A 26552-nucleotide genomic window follows, 5' to 3' on the forward strand; every position below is an offset into this window, starting at 1 on the left:
TTGAAATTAATTAAAATGGTAAAAAAACGTCAGATCTAGATATATTTTTATTATAGATTTAGAATTTTATCTGCCAGCGCAATTAGTTCACTTTGTGTGCCCTGATCTGCTTGATTAGACAATAAAACAATACCTGAATTTAAGTCGGGATACAATACCATATAGCTGCTAAATCCCAAACTACCGCCAGTATGCGAGACACTACGGCTGCCTTTTTCTGTTTTTTTGACTTTCCAATTCAATGCTATAGCACCATCTTCAATTTTTCCAAAAGTTGGTTCATGGCTCAATTTTGCAACAGCATTTCTTTCATTCAGATGAAAAGCCATGTACTTTAGCATGTCTGAACTTGAAGAGGCTATACTTGCGGCTACCTGCAAATCTTCCCAATCAATAACCGACATGATCCTTCCCTTTCCATCATATCCCGTTGCCATATTCAACGGCAATTTTCTGGGTTTTAGCAGATAGGTGTTTTTCATTTTAAGCGGGTCGGTGAAATATATTTGCAGAAGGTTTTCATAAGAATTGTTGTATACTTTTTCCATGATATAGCCCAGCAATTGCGCAGCTGTGTTACAGTGGCGCGAAATGGTTCCTGGCAAAACCTGTAGTTTTACGTAATGGAGGTCTCGATAAAGGTCTTGTCGGCTGTATTTTGAGTGAACAGAGTCTAAAATGTAAGGAATGGCATCCGGATCTGCCTTTCCAAAGATATCTTTATCGGGCATCCAGTTGGGTAATCCGGATGTGAGGTTAGCTAAATTAAGTAAAGTGACAGGTGTTCCATTGTAGTTCAGGTTTGGATAGTCTTCTTTAAGGTACTTGCGTATGTCGTCGTTGAGATTTACCTTTTTATCTATAACTGCTTTTGCCAGCAAAATTGATCCGAATGTTTTTGTAATGGATGCAAGCTCATAAACAGTATTGCCTGTCGGTAGTTCTGATTTCTCCCTTTTGATTGATCCGTAATTATAAAGGTGCGATTTTCCATTTTTAATAATGCCTATTGAAATACCAACTCTGGAACTATTTTTCATAAAATCAGAAACTGATTGTTCTACCAGCGAATCTAATTCATTTTCTAATTTATTATCTGTGGATAATTTTAGCTGAATTGTTTGTGCAAACCAAACCGATGTGCATGCTAGGATTGCAAAAATCAGAAGTAATTTTTTCATATAATTTTATTCGATCTTTCTAATAAGACATTGCAGGCACTCATTATGTTACATTATTTGTTTCATCTTCTTCTATAAAAGAAAGTGTATCGAAAAGTTAAGCGATAATCGTTTCCCTAAAAACTGTGTAGGCATTGTTTTTCAAAAGATTATTTTATTCTTTTAAATTTGATATTGTTGATATTGGATCCAGATAATACAAATCCGGTGATCTTATTATTTTTATCAAGTTTAAAATCAAGCTGCCCAAAATACTCTGTTGTTGAATAAAAGCTTATTCCGCTTAATGGATACAATTGAATATCGCCATTCATGGGATGTTTTGCTTTCAAGGTATTATTCTCAATAAATAATTGGTAGGTAGTATCAAATTCTTCATTCCTGTAAAATCCAACTATTTTATTTAAAATTACTTTATCCGCTTGGGGAGGGCACAACATTATTTTTTTTGCGGTGTATGTAAAATCAGCAATTCTAAATGCAACTGATCCGTTATGGAAGGTTAAATTTGCAGTAGGAATAGAATTAATTTTAAATTTACCGTCACCGATTGACTGTAATGGTTCTTTACCTTTCTGATTATATGTTCCCGCAAAAAGGGTTTTACCATCCGTTGATATCTCAAGATAATTTCCAGGATTAAGCTCATAAATTCCTTCAAATTTTCTGAATTCAGATGAAGTATAAGTTACTTTTTGTGGAAAGGAAGGAGGTATCTGCTGATCTCCAAGAAAAAAGTCGACCAACTTATAAGCAATCAACAAGCCCTCAAAGCTCTGTTTATTGCCCAACGTTACAACAGAGAACTGTTGTGAGGGAACATGAAGGATATAGGCACGATAGCCAACAGTTCCTCCACCATGAAATACAACATCCAAACCTTTGTATTTTTCGGTTTGCAATCCCAATCCATATTCAATTTTTTTGCCTGTACTTAGTATGGTATTCTTTTGCATTTTATTATAAATCTCCAAACTTCCCAGTATAGGATTCTGAAAATTGACTGCCCATTTACAAAGATCATCCAAAGTAGTATAAATATTAGACGAACCACTCACCATCTGCCCGATAGGAAGTTTTAAGAAAGTACTGCCTTTTTGTTGGTAAGATTCTGCTTTGTTTGGAATGATTTTATCAGGATCATCTATTGCTATGGTATTTTTCATATGCAAAGGGCTAAAAATATATTCCTTTGCTATTTGGCTGAAATCTTTTTTATAAATCCTATGAAGAATTTCGGCGAGTAAGGTAAAGCCTGTATTATTATATTGGTATTGTTCTCCGGGAGGAAAGTTCACACTTTTAATCCCCAAAAGGATATGTACTGCTTCATTATTGGTTACTTTAAATTCATCACCAAAACCCTGCAGCTTTTTAATTTCAGTAAAATTGGGCAATCCATTGGTGTGATTTGCCAACTGCCGAATTGTAATTTTATAGGGCAAATGCTGCAATTCCGGAAGATAAATTCTAATATCATCATCTAGTGATAGCTTCCCTTCCTTTTCAGCCAGAAGAGCAATAAACGCTGTAAACTGCTTGGAGACCGATGCTATATTAAAAGCTGTAGAATCTGTTATTAGAGTTTTATTCTCCAGATTAGCCAAGCCATAGGTTTTCTTATAGATTACTTTTCCATCTTTTATAATGGCTACTCCCATGCCGGGAGCGTTGGCCTGATTATAGGTTTTTAATAAAGAGTCTGATCTCCTACTTGGATCTTTTTGGTTAAACTGCCCGGAACACAGTCCGAAACTCAACACATAAAAAGAGAACAATGCCCATTTGATTTGTAACTTCATTTTGTTTTAATTTAATAATGAAGCAAATCTGAAACTTTGTACTGATTAAAACATCTGAATACCGAAAGTCGGACTGATTTTTAAAAATAAAATAGTCCGACTTAAAATCGGACAAAGCTTAAAAGGCTGATTTTCTGCAGTCTGTAGGCGTAAAATTGGTTTCCTTTTTAAAGGCAGTATAAAATGAAGATTTTGAGTTGAAGCCCACTTCGTACAATACTTCCAATACAGTTAATTGCGGCCGCTCCCTGAGAAGTACTTTTGCATCATGAATTCTAAACTGATTAATGAAATCAAAAAAATGTTTACCGGTATGCTGATTGATTAATAATGATAGTTGTTTTTCGGGCAGATTAATTTGTTCTGCCAATTTCTGCAATGTCAGTTTATCATCTAAATAAGGTTTTTCGGTTTCTACAAACTTTAGGAGATCTTTCAGTTCCCTGGGTTCCTCCTTCAAATCGTTTATTGATTTTAAAGGAAGCAGGTCTTTATTTATACCTGCAAACAAATTTGGCCGGTATAAAGCATTCAACACAAACCAACAGATCACAAATAATACAAATAGGGATGTAAAAGTGTACAGATAAATAAAAACAGGGCTATTCTCCTTTATGAATCCCCTAATAATCACAAAGAAGTTTCCAATTAAAAAAAGAACTGATGTTTGCATCAACCATTTATAAGTAAGATGGTAATCATTAGAATAATTTTCCTGATATATTTTCCTGAAGGTCCTTAGCACCCAAAATACAGCAATAATATAATAGTAATACTGAATGATAGAAATAATATCAAACACGCGGTAGCCCTGTTTCGAAATCCCTATAATACTGAATAAGCAGAAAAAGAATAAAAAAGGAAACGCATGTAAAAGATGCTTTTTATGAAGCCTGAAATTATAATAACATGCTGAGTTAACGTATAAATAATAGAGAGGCATCTGCAAAAGAACACTGGCAAGTTTTCCTCCTTTAATCAATGTATAGTCAGGAGTTGATAAGAAGAACCCGGAAAAATCAATCACCGACACCAGCAGAAAAGCAGCAAATAAATAATTAGGTAATTTTCTTTTGGATTTTGCTGTAATCAGAAAAACACTAAATAGTAAAAACAAAAAAAAGATAATCTTTCCTAAATCATTAATGAGAGCCATGTTTTCATTTTAATATTACAAAACTACAAATTATAGTTCCTCCTCGTGAAATTAATATCCTCGTCCGAGATAAACGTAATTATTAAGTTCCAATATGCTTATGCTGATCTGGGCGTAAAATAACCACAACTATTTTTCTCGGTTTATAAAATTTGAGGATCAGCTTCTTCCCAAAAGATATCTTAGTCTTTCTTAACCGCTGTACATTCAATTTCGATAATTGCATTTCGAGGCAAAGATGCTACTTCAATGGTGCTCCTTGCAGGGAAACGCTCCTGAAAATACTCGCTATATATTTTATTCACTATTTCAAAATGCTTCATATCGGTAATAAAAATGGTTGTCTTTGTGATATGTTCAAAATCGGAATGATTGTCCTCAAGGATTACTCTCAGGTTTTCAAAAATCTGAACTGTCTGTTCTTCAATTCCCGGTTGTAAGCTGTTTGTTTTTTGATCTAAGCCGATTTGACCTGAAACAAATATCAAATTTCCATAATTGGCTGAATGGCTGTAAGGGCCTATTGGTTTTGGTAAATTAGGATGGCTTACCGTCACAATTTCTTTTTTTATATTGCATGACAACAATATCAGCGAAAACAGGAAAAATATAAATTTACTCATGTTAATTGATTTTTACGAGATAAGAAAGAAGTTAGCTTTTACAAACTAACTTCTTTTTGTTTTTCACTTACTTTTTAATGAAGTTGAATAATTCGCTATTAAATTTTTCAAGTTCCTCAATGAAAAGTGCATGACCGCTTTTTTCGAAAGGCACTAAAGTGGCATTTTTAAGAAGAGCTTTCATTTGTTCAGCAAGGTCGTAGGAACAGATTTTGTCTAATTTACCATGTAAGATCAGAGTTGGAATTGTGATTTTCTTCAGATCATTACGCAAGTCGCTATCTCTTAAAGTTTTTAGTCCTTCAGCCATTGCGTAAGGGGATGCTTGGGCCTGAATATTCCCTAACCAGGCACCATGTCCTTGGGATACACTGGTATCATTAGCAGGGAAAATTTTACCGAATGTAGCGAATAGCTCTGGACGGTTTGTATTGTTGAGATTAATCAGTCCATCAACATCTTCTTTGTTCCATAAACCATAATTGAAGTCCGCACGCTTTGTCCAGATAGGTGCAGCTGCTCCAAATAATGCCATTTTGGAAACATGGGCTGCATTATATTTGGCTACATAATGAATGACCGTTGCACCTCCCATGGAAAATCCGCCGATTGTTGCATTCCTGATTTCCAGCTTGTCTAAAACAACCTTAATATCATCTGCAAAAACATCATAGTTATACTTTCCTCCGGGTTTATCGGACAATCCGAATCCTCTTAACGTAATCCCAATCACCCGGTAACCCTTTTGAATAAAATCGGCATATTGATATTCATACATGGCATCGCTCAATGGCCATCCGTGAATTAAAACAATAGGCTCACCCTCACCAAGGTCAGTTACATGAAGCCGCACATTCTTTTCCACTTCAATATATTCTTCCCTTCCAAAGGATGCAGGAGTTCTCTTAGTTTGTGAAAATACATGGCTTGAAATTAATGTTGTAAATAATACGATTGCTAAAATTAAATTTTTCATGATCTTTAAATATTTATTTGTTGTTATTTTTTGTTATTGCAAAGTTGGGGTAATTATAAGGGCATATCAATGGATGGTTTTCGCTTTGAATTGCACTTTTTACCTAATCAGATTTTGTGAAGATCCCAAGCTACACTCAGAGATTTAGGGGATATGAAAAAAGCACAACCTGACAGATTGTGCTTATTGGGTGCATATATAACAGATGGTCTTTTAAAACTGTTTTCTGAAGCTGGTAGGTGATATTCCTACATGTTTTGTAAAAAAGCGGACAAAGTAAGCATCGTCTTCATAATTCAGACTATATGCAATTTCTTTCACGTTCATTGCCGTATGGGCTAGAAGCCGTTTACTTTCAAGAATAATACGGTTTTTTATAATTTCATTGGGGGTATCCTTACTAACTAGTCCTATTTTTTTACTCAAATTTTTAGGGGTGACGCACAGCAAATCCGCATAATCTGCAACGGTATGAAGCGTTTTATAATGTTGCTCGACCAATTTGCTGAATTTTCTTAGAAACTGAACATCCGCCTGCTGCTCTTTGTCTGATAATTGATGCTGCTGTTTCCAGATGCGGGTAGATTTCAGAATAATTAGTTTTAGTAATGTCCTCAACATTTCTTCTGTACCGGAATCTTCATTTTTCAGTTCAGACTGAATATCCTTAATGATCTTTTGGATTTCAGCGGATTGTTCTTCGTTTAAATTTATAAAAGGGATTTCAAACACATTATTGTACAATATACCATCGCACGCCACTTCCTGATCATGAATTTCTACACAATAAAAATCACGGTTAAAATGCATTAGCTGACCTCCGATAGTTTCACAAGGCTTTAAAATAACGTGGGGATTAATGAATAACAAAGTATCTGCTTTCATTTCGATTTCCTGAAAATCCACCTGAATAATAGCATTTTGGGGAATAAACAGGACCTTGATATGCTCATTTATTGTAGAGAGAGAATCGTTTTGAATTGAGGCTTTACTGAACTCCAGGTTACCAAATTTTTTGTATGAAAATTCCTTTATCATTTTAGGATTGAAAAATTGTTGTTAATTTCTTTGCGTTAAACATCTGTTTGTAAAATTAATAAATTAAAAGCCAGTAATAAATACTGCTTTTTAAAATGAAATTAAAGTTCAACTTTAGCTGGCAGGATTTTGGTTAAAATCAGGTTATTTTTTAAATAAAAGCAGAGGTTTATCTTTTCTGACAATGTATGTGGCGAGTTCTGAGGCTTTCACTTTACCAATATTCTTTGCGGAATGGTTCCTTCCGGCCGGAACAAAAAGTACTTCGCCAGCTTTGAGAACTACAGGCTTCTCCCCTTCTAACTGGTATTCAAATATACCTTCCAGCACATAAATAACCTCTTCTCCGGGATGGGAATGCATACTGACAGATGTGCCCGGCTCCAGATCTATGCGTGCCTGAATAGTTTCATAGCCTGCAGCTTCAATAGTATGCCTTTGAAGATCTGTGCGCGTCACCCCTGATTGTTGCGCATATGCGGTTCCGGACATTAATGTTGTGAATAATCCGATGGTAAAAATTAAATTTTTCATGTTCTTTAAATATTTATTTGTTATTATTTTTGATAGTGCAAAGTTGACTTAATTCTTCACGCTCAACAATGGATGGCTTTCGCTTTGAATTGTACTTTTTACCTCTGTCAATTGTTCTTTTATAAATGATAAAATGTCTTCGTTAATTTTATCAACATTGATCGTGAGTGAAGTTGATTTATTTCTTTTATACACTGAACAAAAAAAATCCCCGGAAAATCCGGAGATAAAACATATATAATATTTTTAAAAAAATGTTAAGAGTTATAAACTTGCTATTTGACAGTTTTCTTTCTCAAAAAGCTTAATAAAGAAGCTCAACTGAAACACATTTAGGCTGAGCAGCATAATCCAGTTCTTGAATCACATATTCCAATAAATGGAGATCCGTCAACAGTACTGGTACATACACATCTAACTTCACATCCTGTGCGTAAAGATTGAAGAGTATTTGCAGCTCCTTTTACATACTTTAAATCTTGTCTTGAAATCTTTTTTAAATTTTTCATAATATGTTAGGGTTTAGTTATTTGCCATACAAAAATGAATGACTTTTTAATCAATACAAAGCTCCAATTAATAAGTGTTAATGGTTTTTAAGTAAGTGTGATAAACTCATTCCAAGTCCTACTGAAATTTTGATATTAGAGATCATAACAACTCTATTATTGAGAACTCTATTTATGATTAACTACAACTAACATTTCTGAATGTAAGATGTGCAAAGCATTTACGTTTGCCAAAGTACAAAATCGGACACTTATGTGATATATTAAAACTTAATATAAAAATGCACCAATTAACCTATTCTCTAGTCTATATTTGCTAATCTGAAATCAGTTAGTTCTAAACTATGAAAAAAATTACCTTTATCTCAAGTTTCTTTATTATTTCAATGTCTTTTTTATCTGCACAGGTAAAACAAAAAAAAGCATTAGTTACTCAAAAAGCAGCACAGGAGACCTTAAACCATGAGTCTATTAAACTTCAAACAGACAATATTTTTAACAAACTGGTTAAAATCAGGAGAGACTTTCATGAAAATCCAGAATTAGCAGGCAACGAGATACGCACTCAAAAAGTTATAGAACAATATCTGCTGGATTTAGGACTCGAAGTTGAAACAGATACCTATGGGCATGGTGTTATAGGGATTTTAAAGGGAGGAAAAAAAGGAAAAAAAATAGCCTGGAGATCAGATATGGATGCATTACTTCAGGATTATCCGGAGGAGGTGGATTTTAAGTCCAAGAAAAAAGGGATCCGGCACGGTTGCGGTCATGATATACATATGGCTATCGGACTTGGTATAGCAGAAATCCTTTCAAAAAATAAAGAATCTTTATATGGAACGGTATATTTTATTTTTCAGCCTGAAGAGGAGACCTTTGTCGGAGCAAAAGAGATGATCAGCCACGGCTTATTGTCCAAAATAAAACCTGATGAAATATATGGACTGCATGTAACGGCTTTACCAGTTGGGCAAATAATGGTTAAACCAAACGAAGTGTTTGCCTATCAAAAAAGAATAAGAATTGAATTAAAAAACGAATTGTCGAGGGAAGATGCAAACGAATTAGCAAAAAAGATTCACAGCAGCCTATCTCGTGTAAGCACCGATGGTAAACCCTGGGAGTTACAGCATATTAGCGACCCAAAAATTGGGCTTACCAACCCAAAAACAATTTTTAGGGACTATTTGATCATAGATGATACGTTTACTAACTATTCAAAAAGTAATAAACTTTTCTTGGAAGCTAATCTGTATGAGACCAATTCATCCAATCTTAAAAACATCATTCCTAAAGTTGTTCAGGTAATAAATACCAATGGTTATAAGGATCAGCTACTTTCTGTTTCATTTATCCAAGAAAATCCAACAGTTATTAATGATACAAAATTAACAGCTATTGCAACAAAAACCCTTGAAAGTATTTATGGGAAAAATGTAATCGTTACCGGTTATGGCCAGGTTCCTTTTTTTAATGATGATTTTGCCTATTTTCAACAAAAAGTACCTGGTGTGTATTTCCTTATTGGAGGTTCAAATTTTGAGAAAGCAATCGTTGCAATGAATCATGCACCGAATTTTCAAGTTGACGAAGAAAGCATCAGAACAGGGGTGCAATGTTTTTCATCTTTAATTCTGGAACGTCTCAATCTAAACTGAAAAAACTATATTTCAAAAGATCAGACATTCTGATGATCTGCTTGAATATCGCTACTGTCCAATCTGTAATTGCCCGGGCTATAATTTTTTATTATAAAAATTGTCCCGATACCGTTATCCCGAATGTCCTATAAGCAGTGAAACAAATTATTAACTTTAAAAGAAAAAATCATGAAAGAATTTTTATTGCTAATCAGGGAAAATGTAAACTATGGAAATTTATCGATGGAAGAAATGCAGAAAGACATTCAAAAGCATGTACAGTGGGTAGAGACTTTGATTGAAAAAGGACATTTCAAAGAAGGGAACCCATTAGATTCCAATGGTATTACATTGAAAAATGAGATGGTTACCGACGGGCCTTATATTGAAACAAAGGAATGTGTAAGTGGCTATTATTTTCTTCTTGCCCATTCATTACAGGAGGCAACAGAACTTGCAAAAGGTTGCCCGGATTTTAAATGTGGATCAACTTTAGAAATCCGGGAAATACTTAAGACCGATGAATAGGGACTTTGATGAAAGCATTCACACTCTTACAGACCATCTTTTCAGGGAAAACTATGGAAAGATGGTTTCCTATTTATCTCAAAAGTATGGCTATAAGGAAATAGAAAATATTGTAGATGCTGTTCAGGAATCTTTTGAAACCGCCTTAAACACATGGAAGTTTTCAGGTATTCCTGATAATCATTTTGCATGGCTCTATAGGGTTGCTGTTAATAAATTACTGAATAAGATCAAATATTCAGGTATCAGGAAGTCAAATGTAGATCACCTGGACATTGCTGAAGAAATAATATATGAGTTTAATGAAAAAGAATTAGAGGACAGTTTGCTGAAACTTTTAATCTTCTTTTCAAAAATTGATTTTTCGGAACGCAACAAATTAATTATTTCCCTTTATTTTTTATGTGGATTTGGTTATGAAGAAATCGCAAATGCACTTATTTTAAAAAATGAAACGGTAAAGAAAGTCATTTTAAGAAGTAAGGAAAATATCAAACAATTTGCTGAAAAATATGATGATTTTCAGATTGGCTCTTTTGATGATTGCCGAAAGCATTTGCTGAAAATTATGTATCTGCTTTTTAACGAAGGCTACAAAACTTCACAAAAGAAAGGTTCAATAAATTATGACCTGTGCTATGAAGCCATACGTTTAGCAAAATTAGTTCAGAGTTACGATGTCCGGAATTCGGAAATAAATTCCTTATTAGCCCTCATGTTCTTTAATTCGGCAAGATTTCCGGCAAGGATCGAGAAAGGTACCTGGGTCTCCTTGGAAGATCAGGACAGAGATCTTTGGGATAAAAACTTGATTTATGAAGGATTCTACTACCTGGAACTGGCAAAATACAATCAAGCAAACTTGAGCAAATATTATATAGAAGCTTTAATTGGCTCTGTACATTGCACTTCTGAAAGTTATGGAAAGACGAATTGGCAAACCATTTCCTTTTTATATAAGCAGATTGAAAAGATTGAACCAGATTCTATTTCCGTAAAACTAAACAGAATAATTTCGGAAAGTAATTTTAAGAATATCAATACACTATTGTTAGAGGTAAATATTTTAGAAGGTCTTATAACAAAAGAAAGTGCATTTACATTCTTCAGTTCCAAGGCTCATCTTTATTTCAAATTAAGAGAATGGAATACGGCTATTGAGTACTATGAGCTGTCATTGAATTACACCAAAAACAAAACAGATATCTATTACATTGATGGAAAAATAGCCCTTATAAGGAAGGGCTTATACCCCATATAAATCTTATTTGGTAGTACGTGTTCTATTCTTTTGCAGATATTTCAAAGCTTCAGTGAGCTGGGAATCATATTTTTGCGGGTATAAAACATCATTTAAATTCTGTTTCACAATGATTTCCGGTTTTATTCCTATACCTATAAACTCTTCATTATTTGGCAGTGTTACTTTTTTCGTGCAGATCCAAGCTGAGCCATTCCCAGGCAGTTCTATCTGGAGAGGCTGTCCTGTGCTTCCGTTTGTATAGTCTCCAACTCGGGTAATATTTTTTTCATTATACAGATAAATCAGGAAATCTTCTGCTGCCGATGCGGTATTATTATTTGTCAATACAATCGTTGGTACAATGAATTTAGTGTCAGAGCGAATTATGATAGGCTTATATTCAAATGCATAAAATTTAGATCCAGAATATGCCTTAAACTGCCTGGTTGCATCTTCTTTGGAGAGCCCCCATTGTGCTTTGCCGCTTATTGTATCTTGTGCCGTTAAAAATGAACCGATAGCACGTTCTGTGGGAATAATCTCCCTGCTATAACTTTTTGCGCCGTAAATGGTATCCCCTTTGGTAAAGTATTTAGCAATATTTAATGCATTTTTACCGCTTCCGCCTCCATTGTTCCTAATATCAAGAATGATTTTTTTAGCTTTTTTCAGCTCAGAGATATTTGCTTCAAAACTTTTTACAACAGATGCATCATTGAAAGTTCTTATTGCTACATATGCAACTTGATTTTCTAACCATTTGAATTCAAAAAATGCATTACGGGCTAAGGGAATGGAACTTAATTCTTTTTCTTCGGTTTTTGCGTGGATTAAATGTAATTTTTTGATTTCTCCTTTTGGTGTTTTTACTTCAATATCGAACTGTTCTCCTTCCAGACCGGCTAACAGCCCGAATGATGCTTTACTGTTCAGAACACTTTCTGTGGATGTTGAAATAAAAGGTTTCACAAATTTATTCTGATAAATGTCTACAGGAAGGTCATTAACTTTTAGAATTTCACTTCCTACGGGAATTTCTTTTTCTTTGCTCTTGTTGATATCATAAATGTAAATCCTACCGTTTACATCAGTCAGGAAAAGCCTATACGCTCCAAAATTTGTTGTCATCACCTGATTTTGGATATATTCCGGTAAATAAACCTGTGTATGGCCATCCTTAAGAACAGAACATAATTTTTGAAGCTCCCTGAAATATTCGTAATCATTTTTAGTTTTCTGAACATTTGCAATAGCTTCCTTATAGGCTGCATTCCACTTTAGCTGATCAACTTTATACATATAGACAAAATTGTAATTGACATCCGACCAGAATTTGGAAGCACCATAAAGTCTATCGTTTAAGGAGATTGAATTGGTAATTTGTGCTGAAAAGAAGCCAGATAAAAAAATAAACAGACTTAAAATTAACAGTTTTATTTTCATGGTTTTATTTAAAAATATTAGTATAGATGAATAAACGTAAAACTAGTCCTTTTTAGCAGTATTTATTGTGTAATTATTTAAATTTTCCTGTGTATCATTTTTTAAGATAGCTGTTGCTTAACCATTTTAAACCTGTGTAGGCCCAACTTCAAATAATAAAGTAGAAGAAAATTCTACGATTTGAAGAGAATAAAGTAATTTAATATCCACAATAATGCAACAAAAAGTAAAACAATTCCAAGATTGATGCTGTCTTAGTTGTGTAGCTGCTGTTTGATTATTTTACCACAACATCTTTCTAAATTTGTTATAAGAATTTCTGAGAGAAATGAACGGATCTGTGTAACTGCATCCGCTCGTGTTTTGATTTTTAAACATATTTGTTGTATTAATACAGGCACGATTTAGTACACTGTTAATACAATCTCAAGATATCTAAATTACTACGAAACCTTTATAGAAAGGGGTTTCGCCTTGTGGAGAATACGGGATTCGAACCCGTGACCTTTTGACTGCCAGTCAAACGCGCTAGCCAACTGCGCCAATCCCCCTACTTTCTTAAAGCGGTACAAAAGTAAGTATTTAAACTACATATCCAAATATTTTTCTCCCTTTTTTATTAGAATTCATACTAATTTTTTCCTCTGCTATTCAATTCTTGAAGAAATTCAGCCAGAAAAAACGAGTGTAATATTTAACAAATTACTGATATTCAAATGATTCAATCTTTTTTCTTCATCTGTATGGCACGTTGGTAAAAAGACTGTATTGCAATTTTTTCTTCCGCTTCATTAATAGCTTTCAAAAGATGATTTTCATTGTCTGCAATTTCTCCCAGTACTTTTGAGACCAATTCCCAAACCGGTTTCATCTTTTCAATGAGTTCAAGACCTTTTGTAGACAGTACAATAAGTCTTTTTCGCTCATCCTGTTTATCCTTTTTAGATTGAATGAGCTTCTGTTTTTCCAGCTCCTTTAGCAAACTTATGGTTGAAGGATGTGTGTACCCTATTTCGTTTGCGATCTCTACCACACTCAGCATTTTTTTGTGGTGCAGGGTAAAGATTACAGGGAACCACTTAGGTTCAAAATCAATGCCGAAGGATTTATAAATCATGGCGCCGTCTTTTCTGAGCTGCTCACTGAGGCGTTGCAATCTCGTTGATATGGCCAGAATTCCTGATTCATCTATTATATTCATACAGTCTGATTTACATTTAAATAATAAAAAACATTATCAGCACTCATCAATGGAAAGCGGGTTGGCAAATCTTCCTTTTTAACCTGTAAAAAATGATTTCTTTCATAAAACCGCATCGCCGCTTTCAGTATTGAAACTGTTCCTAAATATATAGCTTCTATTCCATTGTCGCGGCAAAAAGAAATCAAAACTTCCAGAAGTTCCTGTGCAATATTCAGTTCTTTTCCTCTGAATTCTTTTTTTACAAACATCTTTCTCACCGCTCCTTCCCTTTCATCAAATTTAACTAATGCTATGGAACCTACCAGCTCTTCTTCTATGAAAGCTCCCCAGAAGTTCCCCCCGGATTCTATATAAAAGTTCTCAATCTTTTTAAGATCCGGCTGATCTTCTATCGTAATCGGTACGTTAAATTCTTTCTGCTGGATAGTAAGGATCAGGTCAATAAGCTGATCAGAATAGCTATTATCTAGTTGCTGAATATGTATTTTCATAATTTTTTATTTTATAAAACAAAACTACGTAGCTTGCTACATATATGCAAATGAAATTATTATTTTATATTATTTTTAACTTTATTATCCAACCCTATTTCAATAAAAAACGTACACCAGTAGATGTACGTTTATATTATTAATCAAAATGAAATTATTATTTCCAGCCACCACCAAGGGCCTGGTACAGCTCTACAGCAGCTTTCATCTTATTGTATTCTGCATTGGAAATATTCAGTTCTGCATTCAATGAATTAACGCTAGCATTCAATACTTCAAGATAGTTTGCCATTCCATAGTTCACAAGCTCTTGAGAGTATTCTACAGATTTTTTATAGGCATCCAGTTCCTTTTGTTTTAATTCAATAAAGGAATCCTGAACCGAAAATACCCGAATTGCATCTGACACCTCTTTTCCGGCTGTAAGGACCGTCTTTCTGAAGTTCAGATAAGCCGTTTCCCGGTTCGCAAGACTTACATCATAATTTGTCTGGATCTGTCTTTTATTTAAGATCGGCTGTGCAAGACCGGCCACCACATTCGCAAACAATGAATTTACACTGAACAAATGATCAAGGTCTACCGACTGCAGTCCTCCGCTTCCTGTAAGCTTTAAAGTTGGATAAAACTGAGCTTTTGCAGAATTAGTCAGTTCAAAGGCATTCATAAGATTATATTCCGCTCTCATAACGTCCGGACGGTTAGCTAATAACTGTGCCGGATATCCTAATTTAAGATCAATCGGAAGCTTCTGTGTTTCCAGGGTAGATCTTGCAATAGAATGAGAAGACTCTCCCATCAGAAGGCTCATGGTATTTTCAAGCAACTGAGTCTGAGTCTCAATATCAATCAACAAAGATTTTGCATTAAAAACAAGAGCCTCACTCTGCTGTACAGCTACTTCTGTGACATTTCCTGAAATTTTTAATGCTTTGGTTGTTTCTAAATTCTTTTCTCTTACTGCAATTGTCTCATTGATGATCCTTTTTTGAGCATCAAAAGTTAAAAGCTGATAATAGGTAGAAGCTATAGAAGCAACAAGATCACTTTTAACCGCTTTGTGGGCAGCAACAGTTCCCAAATAAGTAGCAAGCTGTGCTTTTTCCTGAGCTTTTAATTTCCCCCAAAGATCTGCCTCCCATCCTATACTTGCCGTTATATCAAATTGGTTGACATACCGTCTTTCTCCGATGATCTGTCCAAACTGGGTATTGATAGACTGTGTCTGAAATGTATAGTTCGGACCTACTGAAAGAGTCGGCTGGTAGGCCGCTTTGCTCTGTTTCAGGTAAGCTTCTGCAGAACCAATGCTCTGCAGGGCAATCCTAATATCTAAGTTGTTTTCTAAAGCTTTGGAAATATGTCCCTGCAATACAGGATCCGTAAAAATTTCTTTCCATGAAACAGCTCCGATGCTGGCACTGTCTGAGGGCAGCATATCTGTACGGAAAAGCTTTTCGTCCACAACATTTTTCGGTCTCTCATATTCTTTTCTGGCCATGCACGATGTAATGGCGCCTAGTATGACAGCTGAAAAAGTTATTCCTTTTATGATGTTTAATAAACTTTTCATTATAAAAAATTAGAAATTAGATGTTAGAGGTTAAAAGCCAGACATGATATTAGATAATTTCTACTATCCAGCTTCTAACTTCTCTAATTAATTTTATTCTGCTAAATTGATGTCTTCTTTCTTGAGAGGCTTAATTTTTTCCTGCAGTGTTTCAAAGATCACATACAGAACCGGGATTACGAATAATCCTAAAATAGTTCCTATCAATAATCCGATCGCAGCACCTGTTGCAATAGATCTGTTACCTACCGCCCCGATTCCGCTTGCAAGCACCAACGGCAATAATCCGAAGATAAACGCAAATGAAGTCATAAGGATCGGTCTTAATCTGGCCTTAGCTGCATTGATGGCAGACATGACGATGGTTTCACCATGGTGTCTCCGCTGGACGGCAAATTCAACAATAAGGATCGCATTTTTTGCCAGTAATCCGACGAGCATGATCAGGGCGATCTGGAAGTAGATATTATTCTCCAGCCCCATGATCTTCTGCCCGAAATAAGCTCCCATTACCCCAAGAGGAAGAGAAATTACAACAATCAGCGGAAGGATATAACTTTCATACTGAGCAGAAAGGATAAAGTAAACGAAGATCAAACTTAATCCGAAGATCAGAACGGTCTGTGATCCTGAATTTAATTCTTCTCTGGTCAGTCCGGTAAACTCTACTGAATAATTTTGGTTCAGTGTTTCACCTGCTACCTGCTGTATAGCAGTAATGGCATCTCCTGAACTGTATCCTGCAGAGTTTCCTCCTGTCACCTTCACAGAAGTAAACAGGTTGTAGCGGCTTACAGACTGAGGCCCGTACGCTTTTTTCAGTGTAACGAACTGTGAGATCGGAGACATTACTCCTGAACCTGTTCTTACATAAAGTTCGTTCAGGTTTTCAATGTTCTTTCTGTTTTCAGGAAGTGCCTGAACCATTACCCTGAACTGTTTTCCGTACTTGGTAAAGTCAGCAGTATAGATCCCTCCGATATATCCCTGCATCGTAGCAAGAATATCGCTTACAGAAACTCCAAGCTGTTTGGTCAAGGGAACGTTGATCTCCATCAGATACTGAGGATATTTTGTATTGAATGAAGTCTGGGCAAATTCAATTTCGGGTCTCTCCATCAGCTTACCGATAAATTCATTTGTTTTATCATCCAGATCTGCATAGTCACCACCGGATTTATCCAGCAATACCATTTCAAAACCGGCGCTATTACCAAATCCGGGTACACTCGGAGGCTGAAAGAACACAACTTTAGCATCAGGAACAGATCCTACGATACCAAATAATTTTTTAGTGATATCTTCTGAATTCTGACCATCTTTTTTTCTTTCATCGAATGGTTTCAGCTTAATAAAGGCAAGACCGTTATTACTTCCATTTCCGGATAAGAATCCTCTCCCTGTGGAAATTGTTACGTTCTGTACTCCCGGAACTTTCATGGCTTTTGCCTGAAGTGTTTTCAAAACATTATAGGTTCTTTCCATAGAGGCTCCCGGAGGAAGCTGAACATCCGTAAAGATAATTCCTCTGTCTTCCGTAGGTACGAACCCTTTTTTCATGCTGCTGTTTGCCCAGAATAAAATACCTCCTGTAATAGCAAAAATAATCAGCGTTACCCATTTATGTCTTAGCAGGAATACAAATCCTCTTCCGTAACGTTCGGTCGTTGTTTTAAAAGCAATATTAAACTTATAGAAAAACTTCTGAAGAAAATTCAGGTTTTTGTACTCTTTATGATGCTCTGAGTGAGGTTTTAAGAATAGTGAACATAAAACCGGACTTAAAGTTAATGCATTAATTGCAGAAATAATGATTGCCACAATAAGCGTGATCCCAAACTGTTGGTAGAATACCCCTGTAGGTCCTGTAATGAACGTCACCGGAATAAATACCGATGCCATTACCAAAGTAATAGAGATGATTGCTCCTGTGATCTCGTCCATTGCCTCTACGGTTGCTTTTTTAGCATCTGAAATACCGTGCTCCATCTTGGCATGGACGGCCTCGACGACGACGATGGCGTCATCCACCACAATACCGATCGCAAGTACCAGTGCAAAGAGGGTGAGGAGGTTTAATGAATATCCAAACAGATTCAGGAAGAAGAATGCCCCCACAATAGATACCGGAACTGCAATGGCCGGAATCAGGGTAGATCTGAAATCCTGAAGGAAAATATATACAACGATAAATACAAGGATGAAAGCTTCGATCAGAGTATGTACTACTTTCTCAATAGAAGCTTCAAGGAATTCGTTCGTATCAAAGTTGAAGGTATACTTGATTCCCTGTGGAAAAGTTCCCTCTGCTGATTTCAGATATTCTTTAATATTTTCGATGATCTCCTGAGCATTGGATCCCGGAGTCTGGAAGATCCCCATACTGATGGAAGGATTGTTTCCGTTCTCCCCGACCCCGCTGTAAGACTGCCCTGCCAATTCTACTTTGGCAACATCTTTCAGCATTAAATTCTGTCCGTCCCCAAGAGATTTGATGATGATATTATCATACTGTTCCTTATCATTGAATTTACCTACATATTTGATGATATATTCAAAAGAACTTCCGCTGTTCTGGCCAATAGAACCCGCTGCCGCTTCTCTACTCTGCTCATTGATAGCATTGGTAACATCTGTGGGTGTTATTCCATAAGCTGCCATTTTTGCAGGGTCTAGCCAGATTCTCATCGAATAGTTCTTACCACCGAAAACGTTGGCATCCCCTACACCGTTGATCCTTTTAAGATTCGGAATAATGTTGATATTCAAAAAGTTCTGAAGGTATACATCATCAAGATCCTTGTTTTCGGAATAGAAAGACATATACATCAGGGCGCTGGTCTGCTGTTTCTGGGTAACAACCCCAGAACGTGTCACTTCTGAAGGCAGAAGCGGTGTCGCTCTTGCCACACGGTTCTGTACGTTTACCGAAGCGATATCAGGATCTATTCCTTGTTTAAAGAAAACCTGGATCTGGGCAGAACCGTCGTTCCCGGCGCTGGAAGTAATATAGTCCATTCCTTCCACCCCGTTGATCTGCTCTTCCAAAGGTACCACTACACTTTTCATCACCGTCTCTGCGTTCGCTCCCGTATAGTTTGCAGAAACACTTACCGTGGGAGGCGCAATATCCGGATACTGCGTAACCGGCAGCGAGATAAGTCCTAAAACACCGAGAATAACAATTAAAATTGAAATTACGGTGGATAAAACCGGTCTGTTAATAAAATTTTTAATCATTTTCTAAAATTTCGGTTTTATTGATTGAACAAGGCTATCCATTTTTACTTTTTTAGGCTTAACGGCAGTTCCTGGTTTTAATCCTCCAATACCTGCCGCAACAATGATTTCTCCTTTGTTTACACCAGATTTTATAAGCGCAAAATTGTCTACTCTGTCGATGACATTCACCACAACATTTTTAGCGGTATCCTTGTCTACTTTGTAAACATACACAATACCCTGCTGCTCGTACGTTGCACTCTCCGGTACAACCAATACGTTGTCATAACGCTGAGGAAATCTGATTGTTCCGCTGTTCCCATTACTCAATAATTTCTGAGCATTGGTAAAGGCTACCCTGAACTGAATGGTACCTGTTGTAGGATCAATCTGTCCGGTAATAGCCTCAATAGTTCCTTTTTCAGGATAAAGGCTTCCGTTGGCCAGCTGAAGTTCTACCATCGGAAGATTTTTAATTTTGTCCGGCATAGATGAACCAGGAGATTTTTCAAGGAAATCAAAATATTCTTTTTCATTCATGGAAAAATAGGCAAAGATCTGCGAGGTGTCAGAAATCGTCGTCAGTGCGGTCTGATCAGTAGGTCCTACCAAACTTCCCACTTTTAAAGGAAGTTTCCCGATTACTCCTGAAATAGGGGCACGGATGACAGAATACTCGATATTGGCTTCTACTCCTTTATAATTGGCAACAGCCTGTCTTTTTGCTGCATTGGCCTGTTGTAGCTGTGCTTGAGCCTGGGCAAGATTAGCCTGAGCCGTCTGCAGCTGTACGCTACTGATGATATTTTTCTGAACAAGAGGTTTCAGTTTATTGACCTCTACCTGTGCTGCATTTACAGAGGCCTGCGCTGCTGCAATGGTAGATTCTGCCGCACCGATACCTGCTTTGGAAGCAGCGGCATTTTCAGTCAGGATATTGGTTTCAAGACGGAATAATGGCTGTCCTTTTGTAACATACTGTCCTTCGTCTACCAGTACCTGAGTAATATATCCCTGTATTTTTGCGCGGACATCATTGTTTACCCTTCCCTGAATGGTAGCCGGGAAAGTCTGATAGCCCACTATATTTTTCGACTCCACAGAAACAACAGGAAAAGGTTTTGGACCATCCTGTTTTGGAGCTTCTTTTTTGCAGGCTGTTAGTGAAAACGCTGCAATAGAAAGTATAACTAGCTTATTATTCATTTTAAAGTTTATTAAGAGATTCCTGAATATTTTCTATGTTTTTATGTAAAAGTGCTTTGTAAGCTTCTATCCGTTCGTTGTATTCATTGTCATGATTCTTTTTAAAGTTGTTTAGGTCATCCAGTAATTTGAGTTCGTCCTCCATTTTTTGAACTATTTTTTCAAACCGGATCTTCTTGTACTCATCATTGATGAAAAAATATCGTTTCCGTTCATCCATTTTGTTGTGATCGATAATAAGCTGCGCGTTCAGCAGTAATGAAATACTGGTAGAAACAGAGCTTTTGCTTGCAGAAAGCACTTCGACAAATTCATCAAAAGTAATTCCCACTTTCTCATAATCGAAAAGCAGGTAGGCATAAATTTTTGACGCTAAAGGCGGTAGGTTGAAAACTGTGCCATAAAATTTTACAGCATCTTGAAAAATTCTCTCATCAATTTCTATACTTTGGTGCATAATATAAAAATTTTGACAAAAGTAGAAATTAGTTCAGAACTAAACGAACAAACCTGATAGAGTTTATAAATAAAGACTCTTTTAAAAATTCAATGAAAGTTGATTTAACTTTTAGCTTAAATTATAATCTTCTCATAGGCTTTTCTCATCCCGTCAGCCAGAAGTACTTCCCCACAATAGGAATATCCCTTACTTTCAAGGATCTTCAGCATGGCAATATTATCGTAATTTGTATCTACTTTTATACTTTGAATTTCCTGAGATCTTGTAAAATCTTCAATGTGGTCAAACAATTTTTTCACCATACCCCGGCCGGCAAATTTTCCATCGACTGCGACTCTATGTACAACAACAAACTCCCCGTCGCTCAGCCAGGCTCCTTCGATTGTGCTGTAAGCCGGCTCGTCATTCAGTATCAGAGCTGCATAAATTGCAATCTCCCCATCTACTGTAAGAACGTATCCAAATCCCTTTGCAATATCACTTTCTACGGTTCCTATATTGGGATATCCGTTCTGCCATTGTGTACTTCCGTCCTGCTTTCTTCTTTCAATGGATTGCTGGATCATTCCCCAAATAATATCCCTGTCCTCAATCTCTGCTTTTCTTAGTTTCGTCTCTGAATTCATTGTTGGTCCGTTATTGATTAAAGTATTGATTTTCAAATATTTTAATGGTCAATATTGATTTTTTGAATTAAAAAACCGAAAACTAATCAAAATTAATTTTCGGTTCGAAGTAGTAAAATTTAAAATTATGAAATTGTTTTTATTGATTTTCACTTTGCTGAAGATAAGCATCTATAACTTCAAATGCATTCTTCTCGTCTTCCAACTTTACCATAATTTTTAATGACGTTGCTGTAGGCGTTGTCGTAAAGGTAAGATAATTGTTTTCGACGCTGTTTGTAATTTGTGCATCATCCAATTTAGACTTTATTAGCTGGATTTCTGAAGGCTTATCACTTTCAAAAACCGATACTCTCGTGCTTCTTTCCATATTCTATATCGTTTGAGTATCTAAATGTACAATGTTTTTTTTAAAATTACAAATCTTTGAATTTAAATTTTATTAATATTGTTCTCTATTTTATCAAGAGCCAATTGAATTTCTTTCTGGGTAACATTCAGATGCGGTCTGAAACGAAGCGAGTGATCTCCGCACGGAAGAATAATCAATCCGTCCTTGAAAAGCTCGTTCATCAAACGGTTACGCTGTTCTGCGGAAGGAAGATCAATGGCACACATGAGACCTCTTCCTCTTGCGTTTGAAATTTTCTCAGGATATTTCTGAGCCAGTTCTTTTAATCTTTCCAACAGATAATCACCCACTACTCTTGCATTTTCAACCAGGTTTTCTTTTTCGATAACTTCCATCACCAGTTGGAAACGAAGCATATCAATAAAATTTCCTCCGAAAGTAGAATTGATCCTTGAACTTTCTCTGAAAACATTGTTCGGGATCTGGTCAAATTTTTCTTTATTCGCTAAAACTCCGCAAACCTGTGCTTTTTTACCGAAAGAAATAATATCCGGTTTTGCCGTAAAATGCTGGAACGCCCACATTTTTCCTGTGATGGCAATACCTGTCTGAACTTCATCAAAGATCAGTAATATTTCATTCTGATCACAGAGCTTTCTCAATCCCATTAAGAACTCATCTCTGAAGTGATTGTCACCACCTTCGGCCTGGATCGGCTCAATGATGATACATGCCACTTTATCTGGATTCATAAGGATAGCTTCTTCGATCTGTAGAAGAGCCAGCCTTTCATTCTTGATGGTTTCTTCTAAATTTTCTTCTGTGATTGGGAAAGATAATTTAGGATTTAAGATTCTTGGCCATTCAAACATCGGGAAATACTGGTATTTTCTTGGGTCTGAAGTATTGGTTAAGCTCAATGTATAGCCGCTTCTTCCGTGGAATGCCTGTCTGAAATGGATACAGATTCCGGCTTCCGTCTGAAGTCCTTTTTCAAAATTCTTACGGGTTTTCCAGTCGAAGCACGCCTTCATTGCATTTTCCACTCCCAGAGTTCCTCCTTCAATAAAGAAAGCATACTGCAGTTCTTCAGGAATTACTACTCTTTCAAAAACTTCCAGAAAGTGAGCATATTCCTCTGAATACACGTCTGCCAAAGTAGGCTTGTTCACAGCCATTCTCCCGAGCCACTCCGATCTTTCTACAAGATAAGGATGGTTGTAGCCTATGGACGCTGATGCAAACATAGAGAACATATCCAGATACTCTTTGTCCGTAAGTTTGTCATATAGCCATGATCCATGGGATTTTTCAATATCCATGACAAAATCAAAACCGTCTGCCAAAACATGTCTTCCTACAGTTTCTTTTACTTTATTTACTTTTATATCAATTGTTTGTTCCATAATTAAAATAGTTGTGTGATCTAATAATTGAATGATTAAAAGTCTTAAACATTCAGGTTATTAATTTTTGTTTTTTTGTTGAAAATGACTTAAACCAAATTTTTACAAATCAAATTTAATTCCCTGTGCCAAAGGAAGTTGAGCTGTATAATTTATAGTATTGGTTTGTCTTCTCATATAATATTTCCAAACGTCTGAACCAGACTCTCTTCCGCCTCCGGTTTCTTTTTCGCCACCGAAAGCGCCTCCGATTTCAGCACCCGAAGTTCCGATGTTTACGTTGGCAATACCACAATCTGAACCTGCATGAGAAAGGAACAATTCTGCTTCTCTTAGATTCTGGGTCATGATAGCAGATGACAATCCCTGAGGAACATCGTTCTGGATAGCAATAGCCTCCTCCAGTGTTTTATATTTGATTAGATACAGGATCGGCGCGAAAGTTTCGTGCTGAACGATCTCGTAAGAGTTTTTTACTTCTGCGATGCATGGTTTCACATAGCAACCTGATTCGTATTCTTTTCCGCTTAAAACGCCACCTTCAACTACAAATTTTCCTCCTTCTTTCTTACATTTCTTGATAGCCTCTTCATATTGATTTACTGCGTCCACATCAATAAGCGGTCCTACATGATTATTTTCGTCTAACGGATTTCCGATTTTCAGCTGTCCGTAAGCTTTTACCAATCTGCTTTTCACTTCATTGTAAACGCTTTCATGGATGATCAGCCTTCTTGTTGACGTACATCTCTGACCTGCAGTACCTACAGCACCGAAAACAGCACCGATGATAGACATGTCGATGTCTGCATCTTTGGAGATAATAATCGCGTTGTTTCCTCCTAATTCCAGGATCGATTTCCCGAATCTTTCCGCTACTTTAGAAGAAACCATTCTTCCTACTCTTGTAGAACCTGTGAAAGAAACCAGGGAAACTCTTTTATCATCAACCAGCTTCTGCCCGATTTCATGGTCAGCAACCAGCACGCTTGAAATACCTTCGGCAAGATTATTCTCCTTTAATACTTCAGACATAATGTTCTGGCATGCAATAGCGCATAATGGTGTTTTTTCTGATGGTTTCCAGATGGTAACGTTACCGCAGATCCATGCTAAAGCTGTGTTCCAGGCCCAAACGGCAACCGGGAAGTTGAATGCAGTGATGATTCCTACAACGCCAAGCGGATGATATTGTTCGTACATTCTGTGACCAGGTCTTTCCGAATGCATGGTATACCCATGAAGCTGTCTGGATACGCCCACTGCAAAATCACAGATGTCAATCATTTCCTGAACTTCTCCAAGGCCTTCCTGAAGGGATTTACCCATTTCATAAGAAACCAGTTTTCCAAGGTCGTCTTTATATGTTCTTAACTTCTGACCCAGCTGCCTAACGATCTCACCTCTTTTAGGAGCAGGAATGGATCTAAACTCCTGAAACGCCTTCTGAGCCGCCTCAATTACTTTGTCATAATCACTTTCTCCGGAAGTCTTAATTTTAGCGATTAGCCTGCCATCTACGGGAGAAAAACTTTCTATCGTTTTCCCCGAAGCAAAATATTTTCCGCCCACTGAAGTTCCCTTATTTTCTTCTTTAATACCAAGGTTTTTGAGTGTTTTTTCGATTCCGAAATCCTTTACTTTTTTAGACATAAAATGTTTACTTTTCGTTTCCTCTAAAGATAGAAATATTATGCGAACCTCAAAATTTTAATTTTTAACGGACTTTTTATTTGGACTAATTATAAACATGCTTATCTTTGTAGGGTAATCTTTTGACATTCAGACATGGAAAATTCACAGGAAAATAACAATTCGAAGTTTAAGAAGTGGTTCAAGCGCGTAGGCTGGGCAGGATTTGCTTTTTTCACGATCAAAGGCCTGATCTGGCTCGTTATATTCTATTTTGGAGCAGATACGCTTCAGAGTTGTATAAAATAAAAAAGCAGAGAAGGATCTCTGCTTTTCTTTTAAGTAAGGTTAATTGAATTGCTATAGCCCTATTATTCGTTACAATGCAAAGGCTCATTGTTAATGTTTTTACCCTCCGGCCTATTCTTCTTCTTTCTTTTTCCTTCCCGAATTGACCAGGCTCTGATGCAGCAGATATTCGATCTGCCCGTTCACACTCCTGAATTCATCATTCGCCCACTTCTCCACCAACTTATAGGTAGCTTCATCGATTCTTATGACGAAGGATTTTTTTTCTTTGTTTTCGGAGGGTTTTGAAGTTTTTTCCGATTTCATTCTTTTCTCTTTGCCTGTTTTAGTAATACTTTTTTAATAACGCAAAAGACGCAAAGATTTCGTTTAAATAAACTTTTATACCCAGTTCGCAAAAGCGTTTTACTCAGTTAAGTTTGTTATGAAATCTAAGTATTCATTTTCCTTTTAATTATAAAGAGTTCCTGCATTCAAAATGGGTTGGGCTGCTTTTTCACCGCAAAGCACTACCATTAAATTGCTTACCATAGCCGCTTTTCTTTCATCATCAAGCTCTACGATATTATCTTCCGAAAGCTTTTTCAGTGCCAGATCCACCATTCCTACAGCACCTTCCACAATCTTGGTTCTTGCCGCCACGATAGCTGTAGCCTGCTGTCTCTGAAGCATAGCTCCTGCAATTTCTGATGCATAAGCCAGGTGTGAAATTCTCGCCTCCTGAATGATAATCCCTGCTTTTGAAAGACGATCCGTAAGCTCTTGCTCCAGAATAGAATTGATCTTATCACCACCTTCTCTCAAAGTAATCGGGGCATGGTCATCTTCTAAATTATCATACGGAAAACTCATTGCCAAATGACGTACTGCAGCTTCACTCTGCATTCTTACAAAGTCCGAATAGCGTTCTACATCAAAAGCAGCTTTATAGGTATCTCCCACTTTCCAAACCATCACTACTGCGATCTCAATGGGATTACCCATTTTATCATTAACCTTCAAAGTCTGCCCTTGCAGGTTTTCTGAACGCAACGATATTTTTTGTGATGAATACAAAGGATTGATAAAAAATAATCCGTTATCTTTTACCGTTCCCACATATTTTCCGAAGAAATTCAGCACTCTTGAATGGTTTGGCTGAATGATCATCAGCCCTTTCAGGAAGAAACAGAACAGCAAAAAGCAAAGCATAGCAATAATCACAAACGTGATGCTCTGCTCAACTCCGGAAATAAAAAAATAAACCGCTCCGGCAAATAAAATGAGACAGAATACTAATGCCAGATAGCCCGACATGGGCTTTAATACTTTTTCCATAATTGTAATTTTAATTTGATATTGTTTTGATATCATAAAGATATGAATAAGTTTTGAATTATGGATATTGAATAATGA

At 36.4% G+C, this 26552-nt stretch carries 25 protein-coding genes and 1 tRNA gene; 4 read left to right on the plus strand and 22 right to left on the minus strand.

Features of this window, described 5'->3' with window-relative positions:
- Positions 1-50: 50 nt before the first annotated feature.
- The 8 genes from J2T03_RS03690 to J2T03_RS20530 all read right to left on the minus strand — a co-directional run bounded on the left by J2T03_RS03690 (position 51) and on the right by J2T03_RS20530 (position 7819).
- Positions 51-1181, minus strand: coding sequence for a serine hydrolase domain-containing protein (locus J2T03_RS03690; protein WP_307209509.1), 1131 nt, complete (start codon positions 1179-1181; stop codon positions 51-53).
- 149 nt (positions 1182-1330) lie between these two features.
- The gene (locus tag J2T03_RS03695) at positions 1331-2983 is read right to left on the minus strand and encodes a serine hydrolase domain-containing protein (protein WP_307209511.1); all 1653 of its coding nucleotides are present in this window, start codon (positions 2981-2983) and stop codon (positions 1331-1333) included.
- Between the two features lie 118 nt (positions 2984-3101).
- Positions 3102-4139, minus strand: a complete 1038-nt coding sequence (locus J2T03_RS03700; RefSeq protein ID WP_307209513.1) for a helix-turn-helix domain-containing protein — start codon at positions 4137-4139, stop codon at positions 3102-3104.
- A gap of 182 nt (positions 4140-4321) precedes the next feature.
- The gene (locus J2T03_RS03705; protein ID WP_307209515.1) at positions 4322-4762 is read right to left on the minus strand and encodes a Rid family detoxifying hydrolase; all 441 of its coding nucleotides are present in this window, start codon (positions 4760-4762) and stop codon (positions 4322-4324) included.
- Between the two features lie 67 nt (positions 4763-4829).
- Entirely contained in the window at positions 4830-5738 is a 909-nt protein-coding gene (locus J2T03_RS03710) for an alpha/beta fold hydrolase (RefSeq protein WP_307209516.1), read from the minus strand.
- Between the two features lie 213 nt (positions 5739-5951).
- Positions 5952-6776: a helix-turn-helix domain-containing protein gene (locus J2T03_RS03715; protein WP_307209518.1), complete on the minus strand. Its 825-nt coding sequence runs from the start codon at positions 6774-6776 to the stop codon at positions 5952-5954.
- Positions 6777-6920: 144 nt separating this feature from the next.
- Positions 6921-7310, minus strand: a complete 390-nt coding sequence (locus tag J2T03_RS03720; RefSeq protein WP_307209520.1) for a cupin domain-containing protein — start codon at positions 7308-7310, stop codon at positions 6921-6923.
- A 332-nt stretch (positions 7311-7642) separates the two neighbouring features.
- Positions 7643-7819: a bacteriocin-like protein gene (locus J2T03_RS20530; RefSeq protein WP_444861137.1), complete on the minus strand. Its 177-nt coding sequence runs from the start codon at positions 7817-7819 to the stop codon at positions 7643-7645.
- Between the two features lie 344 nt (positions 7820-8163).
- Here J2T03_RS20530 and J2T03_RS03725 point away from each other — a divergent pair, with 344 nt between their 5' ends.
- The 3 genes from J2T03_RS03725 to J2T03_RS03735 all read left to right on the plus strand — a co-directional run bounded on the left by J2T03_RS03725 (position 8164) and on the right by J2T03_RS03735 (position 11251).
- Entirely contained in the window at positions 8164-9480 is a 1317-nt protein-coding gene (locus J2T03_RS03725) for an amidohydrolase (protein ID WP_307209522.1), read from the plus strand.
- Between the two features lie 171 nt (positions 9481-9651).
- On the plus strand, positions 9652-9990 hold the full coding sequence (locus tag J2T03_RS03730; protein ID WP_307209523.1) for a YciI family protein: 339 nt from the start codon (positions 9652-9654) through the stop codon (positions 9988-9990).
- Complete coding sequence (locus J2T03_RS03735) at positions 9983-11251, plus strand: RNA polymerase sigma factor (RefSeq protein ID WP_307209525.1); 1269 nt, start codon at positions 9983-9985, stop codon at positions 11249-11251. Before J2T03_RS03730 ends, J2T03_RS03735 begins: the two co-directional genes overlap by 8 nt.
- Before the next feature lie 3 nt (positions 11252-11254).
- Here the strand turns inward: J2T03_RS03735 and J2T03_RS03740 are convergent, their stop codons facing one another.
- From J2T03_RS03740 to amaB, 12 genes are all read right to left on the minus strand, one after another.
- Positions 11255-12676: a S41 family peptidase gene (locus J2T03_RS03740; RefSeq protein ID WP_307209526.1), complete on the minus strand. Its 1422-nt coding sequence runs from the start codon at positions 12674-12676 to the stop codon at positions 11255-11257.
- A gap of 477 nt (positions 12677-13153) precedes the next feature.
- Positions 13154-13227 (minus strand) — tRNA-Ala (locus J2T03_RS03745).
- Positions 13228-13397: 170 nt separating this feature from the next.
- Entirely contained in the window at positions 13398-13877 is a 480-nt protein-coding gene (locus J2T03_RS03750) for a MarR family winged helix-turn-helix transcriptional regulator (RefSeq protein ID WP_307209530.1), read from the minus strand.
- The gene (locus J2T03_RS03755; RefSeq protein ID WP_306842386.1) at positions 13874-14371 is read right to left on the minus strand and encodes a GNAT family N-acetyltransferase; all 498 of its coding nucleotides are present in this window, start codon (positions 14369-14371) and stop codon (positions 13874-13876) included. Before J2T03_RS03755 ends, J2T03_RS03750 begins: the two co-directional genes overlap by 4 nt.
- A 157-nt stretch (positions 14372-14528) precedes the next feature.
- Positions 14529-15944 carry an efflux transporter outer membrane subunit gene (locus tag J2T03_RS03760; protein WP_307209532.1) on the minus strand — a complete coding sequence of 472 codons (1416 nt, stop codon included), beginning with the start codon at positions 15942-15944 and terminating at the stop codon, positions 14529-14531.
- A gap of 93 nt (positions 15945-16037) precedes the next feature.
- Entirely contained in the window at positions 16038-19184 is a 3147-nt protein-coding gene (locus J2T03_RS03765; RefSeq protein WP_306842383.1) for an efflux RND transporter permease subunit, read from the minus strand.
- Positions 19185-19187: 3 nt separating this feature from the next.
- Positions 19188-20372: an efflux RND transporter periplasmic adaptor subunit gene (locus tag J2T03_RS03770; protein WP_306842382.1), complete on the minus strand. Its 1185-nt coding sequence runs from the start codon at positions 20370-20372 to the stop codon at positions 19188-19190.
- Position 20373: 1 nt separating this feature from the next.
- A complete protein-coding gene (locus J2T03_RS03775; RefSeq protein ID WP_307209534.1) occupies positions 20374-20829 on the minus strand; it encodes a transcriptional regulator in 456 nt (151 codons plus the stop codon).
- Between the two features lie 116 nt (positions 20830-20945).
- Positions 20946-21458 carry a GNAT family N-acetyltransferase gene (locus J2T03_RS03780; protein WP_307209536.1) on the minus strand — a complete coding sequence of 171 codons (513 nt, stop codon included), beginning with the start codon at positions 21456-21458 and terminating at the stop codon, positions 20946-20948.
- A 139-nt stretch (positions 21459-21597) separates the two neighbouring features.
- Complete coding sequence (locus J2T03_RS03785) at positions 21598-21828, minus strand: DUF2007 domain-containing protein (protein WP_111953226.1); 231 nt, start codon at positions 21826-21828, stop codon at positions 21598-21600.
- A gap of 62 nt (positions 21829-21890) precedes the next feature.
- Positions 21891-23216 (minus strand): L-lysine 6-transaminase, encoded by a 1326-nt coding sequence (lat, locus tag J2T03_RS03790; RefSeq protein ID WP_306842377.1) that lies wholly within the window; start codon positions 23214-23216, stop codon positions 21891-21893.
- 102 nt (positions 23217-23318) lie between these two features.
- Positions 23319-24869: an L-piperidine-6-carboxylate dehydrogenase gene (amaB, locus tag J2T03_RS03795; RefSeq protein ID WP_307209538.1), complete on the minus strand. Its 1551-nt coding sequence runs from the start codon at positions 24867-24869 to the stop codon at positions 23319-23321.
- Positions 24870-25004: 135 nt separating this feature from the next.
- Here amaB and J2T03_RS03800 point away from each other — a divergent pair, with 135 nt between their 5' ends.
- The gene (locus J2T03_RS03800; RefSeq protein ID WP_040995320.1) at positions 25005-25157 is read left to right on the plus strand and encodes a histidine kinase; all 153 of its coding nucleotides are present in this window, start codon (positions 25005-25007) and stop codon (positions 25155-25157) included.
- A gap of 111 nt (positions 25158-25268) precedes the next feature.
- Here the strand turns inward: J2T03_RS03800 and J2T03_RS03805 are convergent, their stop codons facing one another.
- Positions 25269-25463 (minus strand): Arc family DNA binding domain-containing protein, encoded by a 195-nt coding sequence (locus J2T03_RS03805; protein WP_307209540.1) that lies wholly within the window; start codon positions 25461-25463, stop codon positions 25269-25271.
- Between the two features lie 144 nt (positions 25464-25607).
- Positions 25608-26474, minus strand: a complete 867-nt coding sequence (locus J2T03_RS03810) for an SPFH domain-containing protein (RefSeq protein WP_306842372.1) — start codon at positions 26472-26474, stop codon at positions 25608-25610.
- Positions 26475-26552 lie beyond the last annotated feature (78 nt).

Source organism: Chryseobacterium lathyri (assembly GCF_030812195.1).
In the GTDB taxonomy this organism is placed as follows: domain Bacteria; phylum Bacteroidota; class Bacteroidia; order Flavobacteriales; family Weeksellaceae; genus Chryseobacterium; species Chryseobacterium lathyri_A.